The following is a 7,735-nucleotide window of genomic DNA, read 5'->3' as shown; positions in this document are numbered from 1 at the left end:
CGGCGAGCGCCAGGATCGCCCGGTTGAGCGGCACGGCGATCCCGTGCTTCTCCGCCGCCGCCACGACGGCGCCGGTGAGGTGGGCGTGCTCCAGGGGCCGGCCGGCGAGGCGGTCGTAGAGCATCGAGCTGCCGCCGTCGCCGGGCATGCGCAGGTAGCCGTCGAGGATGCGGGTGGCGTCCTCGTCGGTCAGCCGGGCGCCCTCGGCATTGGCGACGCGGATCACCTCGTCCATCAGCCCGCGGGCGAGGTCCCGGATCGCCGGATCGTTGAAGACCACGATGCGGCGTAGCGTCAGTGCCGTGACCGGGTTGACCACCGCGTTGCTGAGAAGCTTGCGCCAGGCGACCGTGACGAAATCCGCCTCCTGGGTGATCTCGAACGGGGTGCCGGAAAACAGCTCCGCGAAGGCGGTGCCGTCGGGGCCGGCCGGCACGGTCATCTTGGTGCTGCCGTGATGGGTGATGCGGCCGGGCGCCGTGCGCTCGACCGAGCAATAGATGATCGCTGGCAGCACCGGCACGCCCGCCGGCAGGTGGGGCCGCGCCCGCTCCGCCTGGCCGACGCCGTTCTGGATCACCACCACCCGGGTGCCGGGCCCGACGAGGCTGCGGAACCAGGGCTCGGCGCCCGCGGTGTCCTGCGCCTTGGTGGTCACCAGCACCCACTCGGCGGGGCCGACCGCGGCGGGATCGGCGACGACGCGCACCCGCACCTCGCGCTCGCCCGATGCGTCCGTGACGACGAGGCGGTCGAAGGGCGTGCGCACGCATAAGGTCACGTCGCGCCCGACCCGCTCCAGCGCCCCCGCCAGGTAGCCGCCGATCCCGCCGCTCCCGATCACCGCGACGCCGCCCGCCTGCCTGGTGCCGTCCGCCATGTCCCGCTCGCTCCCGATCCCGGTTCCAAGGGCTAACCTTAGGCCGCCCCCGGCGGCCCGGAAAGGCGGCGGGGATGCGGGTGAGGCCTGCATCCCCCGCGCGCGGAGGCCCCGGTCCATCCCTTGTCCGCCGCAGGGCGGGATCTAGCTTCCGGGCTCTCGCTTCGCTGCGTCGCACCCAACGATCAGGAGAGCCCCATGACGTCGCACGTCCCGGTGGAGGGGCACGCCGCCTCCGGCAGCAAGCCGGCCCCGCCCGCGACCCTCGTGATCTTCGGGGCCGGCGGCGACCTGACCAAGCGCCTCCTGATGCCGGCGCTCTACAACCTCGCCGGCAGCCACCTCCTCGACGAAAACACCACGATCTGGGGCGTCGACCACTCCGACGGCTCGGACGAGAGCTGGCGCAAGAACCTCTCCGACACGATGGAATCCTTCACCAAGGACGACACGGCGGAGTTCCACGCCAAGCACATCGATCCCACGGCCTGGGGCTTCGTGCGCGACCGGCTGCACTACCTCAAGGGCGACTTCCTGGCGCCCGAGACCTACAGGACGATCGCCGAGAAGATCCCCGGCAACGCGGTGTTCTACCTCGCGGTCGCGGCGCGGTTCTTCGCGCCGATCGTCGAGCACCTGGGACAGGCCGGGCTCCTGAAGCAGGGCGACGACGCCTTTCGCCGGGTGGTGATCGAGAAGCCGTTCGGCAGCGACCTCGCCTCGGCCCAGGAGCTGAACAAGCGCCTCCTGACGGTCGCCGACGAATCCCAGCTCTACCGGATCGATCACTTCCTCGGGAAGGAGACGGTGCAGAGCATCATGGCGATCCGCTTCGCCAACGGGATGTTCGAGCCGATCTGGCGCCGCGACTTCGTCGACCACGTCCAGATCACCGCCGCCGAGACCATCGGCGTCGAGGAGCGCGGCGCCTTCTACGAGCCGACCGGGGCGCTCCGCGACATGGTGCCCAACCACCTGTTCCAGCTTCTGTGCATGACCGCCATGGAGCCGCCGGTCTCCTTCGACGCGGAAGCCGTGCGCACCGAGAAGGCGAAGCTCGTCCAGGCGGTGCAGCCGGTCCAGCCCGGCGACGCGGTGCGCGGCCAGTACCGGGCCGGCACCGAACAGGGCCGCGCCGTGCCGGGCTACCGCGACGAGCCGCACGTGGCGAAAGCCAGCCGCACCGAGACCTACGCGGCCCTGAAGCTCACCATCGACAACTGGCGCTGGGGCGGGGTGCCGTTCTACCTGCGCACCGGCAAGCGGATGACCGGGCGGCGCACCGAGATCGCGGTCCACTTCAAGCCCGCGCCCTACCGGCTGTTTCGCGACACGCCCGTGGACCAGATCGCGCCGAACATCCTGCGGATCATGGTCGATCCGGTTCAGGGGATGACCACCGAGTTCAACGCCAAGGTGCCGGGCCCGTCCATGCGGCTCGGCGCCGTGCGCTCCACCTTCCGGGAGGACGCGTTCTTCCCGCAGGAGCCGAATGTCGGCTACGAGACTCTGCTCTACGATTGCCTCTGCGGCGACGCGACCCTGTTCCAGCGCGCCGACAACATCGAGGCGTCCTGGGCCGCGGTCGATCCGCTGGTGAAGGCCTGGGGGGCGGGCGGCGAGCCGGAGCCCTACGAGGCCGGCAGCGCCGGGCCGAATGCGGCGGACGAGCTTCTCGCCCGCGACGGCCGGCGCTGGCTGCCCCTCGACGGCGACTGACCGTGGACCCGCGCGAATGGCTCGAGGCCGACGGGCTCGGGGGCTTCGCCTCCGGCCCGGTCTCGGGCCCGCGCACCCGGCGCTACCACGCGCTGCTCCTCACCGCGACGACCCCGCCGACCGGCCGCGTGGTGCTGGTCAACGGGTTCGAGGCGGAGGTCGCGACCGCGGCCGGCTCCGTCCCGCTCTCGACGCAGGGCTACGCGCCCGACGTGATCCACCCCGACGGCTGGCGCCACGTCGCGGACTTCGCGCCCCGGCCCTGGCCGACCTGGACCTTCCGGCTTCCGGACGGCACCACGCTCCGTCACGCGGTGCTGGTCGTCCCCGATTCCGGCGAGACGCTGCTGCGCTGGCAGCGCCTGACCGGCGACGGCCCCTGCACGCTCACCGTCCGCCCGCTCCTGTCGGGCCGCGACTACCACGCGCTGCACCACGAGAACCCGGCCTTCGCCTTCGCGGCGACCGTGCGGGGCGGCAACGTGGCTTGGCGGCCCTATCCCGACCTGCCGGCGGTCGCGGCGCTGACCAACGGCGCCTACGCCCACGCGCCGGACTGGTACCGCGACTTCCTGTACGCGGCGGAGCGTGACCGCGGCCTCGACGATACCGAGGATCTGGCCAGCCCGGGCACCTTCACCTTCGATCTCGCCGCCGGTGCGGGAATCATGATCCTGCGCGCCGGCGACGGGCTCGCCGTGCGGGCGGCGGCCCATGCCGAGCGGCTGATCGCGGACGAGGAGGCGCGCCGCGCCGCGCTCCCGCCCCTGGCGCTCTCAGCCTCCGCCTATCTGGTCGACCGGCCCGGCGGACGCACGCTGGTGGCGGGCTTCCCGTGGTTCACCGATTGGGGCCGCGACACCTTCATCGCGCTCCGCGGCCTCCTCGTCGCCACCGGTGCCCTGGCCGAGGCCCGGGCGATCCTGCTCGCCTGGGCCGGGGCGGTGAGCGAGGGCATGATGCCGAACCGCTTCCCCGACCGGGGCGAGGCGCCGGAATACAATGCCGTCGACGCCTCGCTCTGGTACGTGGTGGCGGTGCACGACACCCTCGCGGCCCACGAATCCGCCGGCCTGGCGGTACCGGAAGCGGAGGCCGCCGGGCTGGAGCGGGCCTGCGCGGCGATCCTCGACGGCTACGCCTCCGGCACCCGCTACGGCATCGCGGCCGATGCGGACGGGCTCCTGCGGGCCGGCGTGCCGGGGATGCAGCTGACCTGGATGGACGCCAAGGTCGGCGACCGGGTGATCACGCCGCGCATCGGCAAGCCGGTCGAGGTCCAGGCCCTGTGGATCAACGCGCTCAGGATCGGCATCGCCCGCTGGTCGCCGCGCTGGCGCGACCTGGAGCGGCGCGCCTCGGCGAGCGTCCATCGCTTCGTCGCACCGTCCGGCGCCCTCCACGACGTGATCGATGCCGACCACGTTCCGGGCGCGGTGGATGGCAAGATCCGGCCGAACCAGATCCTGGCGGTGGGCGGCCTGCCCTTCCCGCTCTTCACCGGCGAGGCGGCCCGGGCGGTGGTCGACGTGGTCGAGGCGCGGCTCCTCACGCCGCTCGGCCTGCGCTCCCTCGATCCCGCCGATCCGGAGTATCGCGGCACCTATGCCGGCGGTCCGGCCGAGCGCGACGGCGCCTATCACCAGGGCACGGTCTGGCCCTGGCTGATCGGCCCCTTCGTCGAGGCCTGGCTTTCCGTCCGCGGCGGCTCGGCCGAGGCCAGGACCGAAGCGAGGGCGCGCTTTCTGCCGCCGCTCGAGGCGCATCTCCGGGAGGCCGGCCTCGGCCACATCTCGGAGGTCGCCGATGGCGATGCCCCCCACCGCCCCGGCGGCTGCCCGTTCCAGGCCTGGTCCCTCGGCGAGCTGATCCGCGTGCGGCGGATGCTCGACCTCGATCCGGTGTAGGTGTTCGATGTCGGGCGGCCGGAAGATCGCCAATGGCCCATACCGCCCTCCCCTTTCCCGGACGACTGAAACGAAGTGGAAGGAGATCCGGGATCCAGCACGAAAAGTCGCGAAGCGTCCGCCTGTCAGCAACGCTGCAGCATGCAGAGCCGCTTCGCGGCATATTCTCTGCTGGATCCCGGATCTCCCTCCGCTGACGCTTCAGTCGTCCGGGAAAGGGGCGGGATTGCCTCACAAAGAAGTTCTCCGAAATTTTTAGATCGCTGTGACTGGAGACCCCACCATGCCCGCCTCTTCCACGGCCTGCCTCACCGACACCGCGGAGGGCCGCCGCCTCGCCGCCGTCGAGACGGAGGGCTGGCATCGCTGGGGGCCGTACCTGAGCGAGCGGCAATGGGGCACGGTGCGGGAGGATTACAGCGAAGGCGGCGCCGCCTGGGATTACCTGCCCCACGATCACGCCCGCTCCCGCGCCTATCGCTGGGGCGAGGACGGCATCGCGGGCTTCAGCGACGACCGCCAGCTCTGGTGCCTGTCGCTCGCCCTGTGGAACGGCCGCGACCCGATCCTGAAGGAGCGGATGTTCGGGCTCACCAACGACGAGGGCAACCACGGCGAGGACGTCAAGGAGCTGTGGTGGTACCTCGACGGGACCCCGACGCATTCGTACATGCGGATGCTCTACAAGTATCCGCACGCCCCCTACCCCTATGCCGACCTCGTCGCCGAGAATGCCCGGCGCAAGGGAAAGAACCTCCCCGAATACGAGATCGCCGATACCGGCGTGTTCGAAGGCGGGCGCTACCACGACGTGACCGTGGACTACGCCAAGGCCGCCCCCGACGACATCCTGATGCGGGTCACGGTTGTCAACCGCGGGCGGCAAGCCGCCGACCTCCACGTCCTGCCGCAGGTCGTCGCCCGCAACACCTGGTCGTGGGGGCGCGAATCCTGGGAGGCCGAGCAGCCCCGCCCGCTGCTGCGCCTGACCGAGACCGGCGCCGTCGCGGCGACCCGCGGGCGCGCCCCGGCCCTGCGCTTCGCGAGCCTCCAGCCGGCCGAGTTCCTGTTCTGCGAGAACGAGACCAACACGCGGCGGCTCTTCGGCACGCCCGGCCCGGCCCACCCGAAGGACGCGATCAACGACCGGATCGTCGAGGGCCGGCACGAGGCGGTGAACCCCCTCGCCGAGGGCACCAAATGCGCCGCCTGGACGCGGCTGACCGTCCCGGCCGGCGGCACCGTCACGCTACGCTTCCGCCTGAGCCCCGAGGCGGGCCCGGACGCGCGCGACCCCGCCGCCTTCGACGCCGTGATGGCGCAGCGGCTGGCCGAGGCCGACGCCTTCTACGCCGCGCTCCAGCGCGACATCGCCGACCCGGATGCCCGCCTCGTCCAGCGCCAGGCGCTCGCCGGCATGCTGTGGTCGAAGCAGTTCTACCATTTCGACGTCCGGCGCTGGCTTGCCGGCGATCCCGCCCAGCCGGCCCCGCCGGAGGCCCGCCGCCACGGCCGCGACAGCGACTGGACGCATCTGAACAACGCCGACATCGTCTCGATGCCGGACAAGTGGGAATATCCCTGGTACGCCGCCTGGGACCTCGCCTTCCACTGCGTGACCTTCGCGCTGATCGACCCGGCCTTCGCCAAGGGCCAGCTGATCCTGCTCACCCGCGAATGGTACATGCACCCGAACGGGCAGTTGCCGGCCTATGAATGGGCCTTCGGCGACGTGAACCCGCCGGTCCATGCCTGGGCGGCGCTCCGGGTCTACCGCATGGACCAGGCGCTGACCGGCAAGCCCGACCGCGCCTTCCTGGAGCGGGTCTTCCACAAGCTGATGCTGAACTTCACCTGGTGGGTGAACCGCAAGGATGCCGGCGACCGCAACGTCTTCCAGGGCGGCTTCCTCGGGCTCGACAATATCGGCATCTTCGACCGCTCGGCGAAGCTCCCCACCGGCGGCACCCTCGACCAGGCCGACGGTACCGCCTGGATGGCGATGTACAGCCTCAACCTGATGCGGATCGCCCTCGAACTCGCGGTCGAGGATCCGGTCTACGAGGACATCGCCACCAAGTTCTTCGAGCACTTCCTGACCATCGCCGAGGCGATGACCCATGTCGGCGGCAACGGGACCGGCCTGTGGGACGAGACCGACGAGTTCTACTACGACGTCTTGAGCCTGCCCGGCGGCCGCCAGGTGCCGCTCAGGGTGCGATCCCTCGTCGGGCTGATCCCGCTCTGCGCCGTCGAGGTGCTGGACGAGGACTTTTCGGAGCGCTTCCCTGCCTTCGCGCGGCGCGCCCGCTGGCTGCTCACCCACCGCCCCGACCTCGCCGCCCAGGTCTCGCGCTGGGAGGAGCCGGGCCGCGGCAACCGGGTGCTGCTCTCGCTGCTGCGCCGCCACCGCATGAAGGCGCTCCTGCGCCGGATGCTCGACGAGACCGAGTTCCTCTCGCCCCACGGCGTGCGCTCGGTCTCGAAGGCGCATGCCGCGGCGCCGTTCCGCTTCCCCTGGGACGGTCAGACCTTCGCGGTCGATTACGAGCCGGCGGAATCGACCACTGCCGTGTTCGGTGGCAACTCGAACTGGCGCGGGCCGATCTGGCTGCCGATCAATTTTCTGCTCGTCGAGGCGCTCACCGAGTTCGGCCGCTTCTATGGGCCCGAGTTCACGATCGAGTGCCCGGCGGGCTCAGGGCAGTACCTCACCCTGCCGGAGATCGCCGACGAGCTGTCCGCCCGCCTTACCCGCCTGGTGCTGCGCGGCCCCGACGGCCGCCGCCCGGTCCTGGGCGACAACCCGCTCTTTCAGGACGACCCGCATTTTCGCGATCACGTCCCGTTCCACGAATACTTCCACGGCGACACCGGGGCGGGCCTGGGGGCGGCGCACCAGACCGGATGGACGGGGCTGATCGCGCTGCTGCTCCAGCCGCGCCGCGAGGTGGCGGGCGGGCCGGTGCCGGCGGCCCCGGAGGGATGAGGCCCACGAGCATTTTCCGACGAAGTCGGTACCGGTTCGTCAAAGAAAATGATGCAAAATCAATGATCTTGAGCAACTACCGGTTGCAAGGCCGCGGCACACGACACTGAAGAACGTGGAGGCGAATACGCGGGCGTTCCGCCCCCCTTTCCCGGACGACTGGAGCGTCAGCGGAAGGAGATCCGGGATCCAGCAGAGGACATGCCGCGAAGCGGCTCAACCTGTTGCACCGTCGCAGAC

General features: G+C 71.1%; 4 protein-coding genes. 3 read left to right on the top strand and 1 reads right to left on the bottom strand.

Annotation, left to right across the window (positions count from 1 at the left end):
- A partial coding sequence (locus tag QR78_RS05690) for a 2-dehydropantoate 2-reductase (protein ID WP_048426540.1) occupies nucleotides 1-880 on the bottom strand: 880 nt, incomplete at its 3' end.
- Nucleotides 881-1,078: 198 nt separating this feature from the next.
- Here QR78_RS05690 and zwf point away from each other — a divergent pair.
- The 3 genes from zwf (at nucleotide 1,079) to QR78_RS05675 (ending at nucleotide 7,495) form a co-directional block, all read left to right on the top strand.
- Nucleotides 1,079-2,599, top strand: a complete 1,521-nt coding sequence (gene zwf, locus QR78_RS05685) for a glucose-6-phosphate dehydrogenase (protein ID WP_082171499.1) — start codon at nucleotides 1,079-1,081, stop codon at nucleotides 2,597-2,599.
- A gap of 2 nt (nucleotides 2,600-2,601) precedes the next feature.
- Nucleotides 2,602-4,506, top strand: coding sequence for an amylo-alpha-1,6-glucosidase (locus QR78_RS05680; protein ID WP_244276213.1), 1,905 nt, complete (start codon nucleotides 2,602-2,604; stop codon nucleotides 4,504-4,506).
- A 283-nt stretch (nucleotides 4,507-4,789) separates the two neighbouring features.
- Nucleotides 4,790-7,495 carry an MGH1-like glycoside hydrolase domain-containing protein gene (locus tag QR78_RS05675; RefSeq protein ID WP_048426539.1) on the top strand — a complete coding sequence of 902 codons (2,706 nt, stop codon included), beginning with the start codon at nucleotides 4,790-4,792 and terminating at the stop codon, nucleotides 7,493-7,495.
- Nucleotides 7,496-7,735: the final 240 nt, after the last annotated feature.

Origin of the sequence: Methylobacterium indicum, from assembly GCF_001043895.1 — a bacterium.
GTDB classification, from domain to species: domain Bacteria; phylum Pseudomonadota; class Alphaproteobacteria; order Rhizobiales; family Beijerinckiaceae; genus Methylobacterium; species Methylobacterium indicum.
Note: the sequence above shows the minus strand (reverse complement) of the source record. Positions and strands in the feature narration are given on the sequence as shown.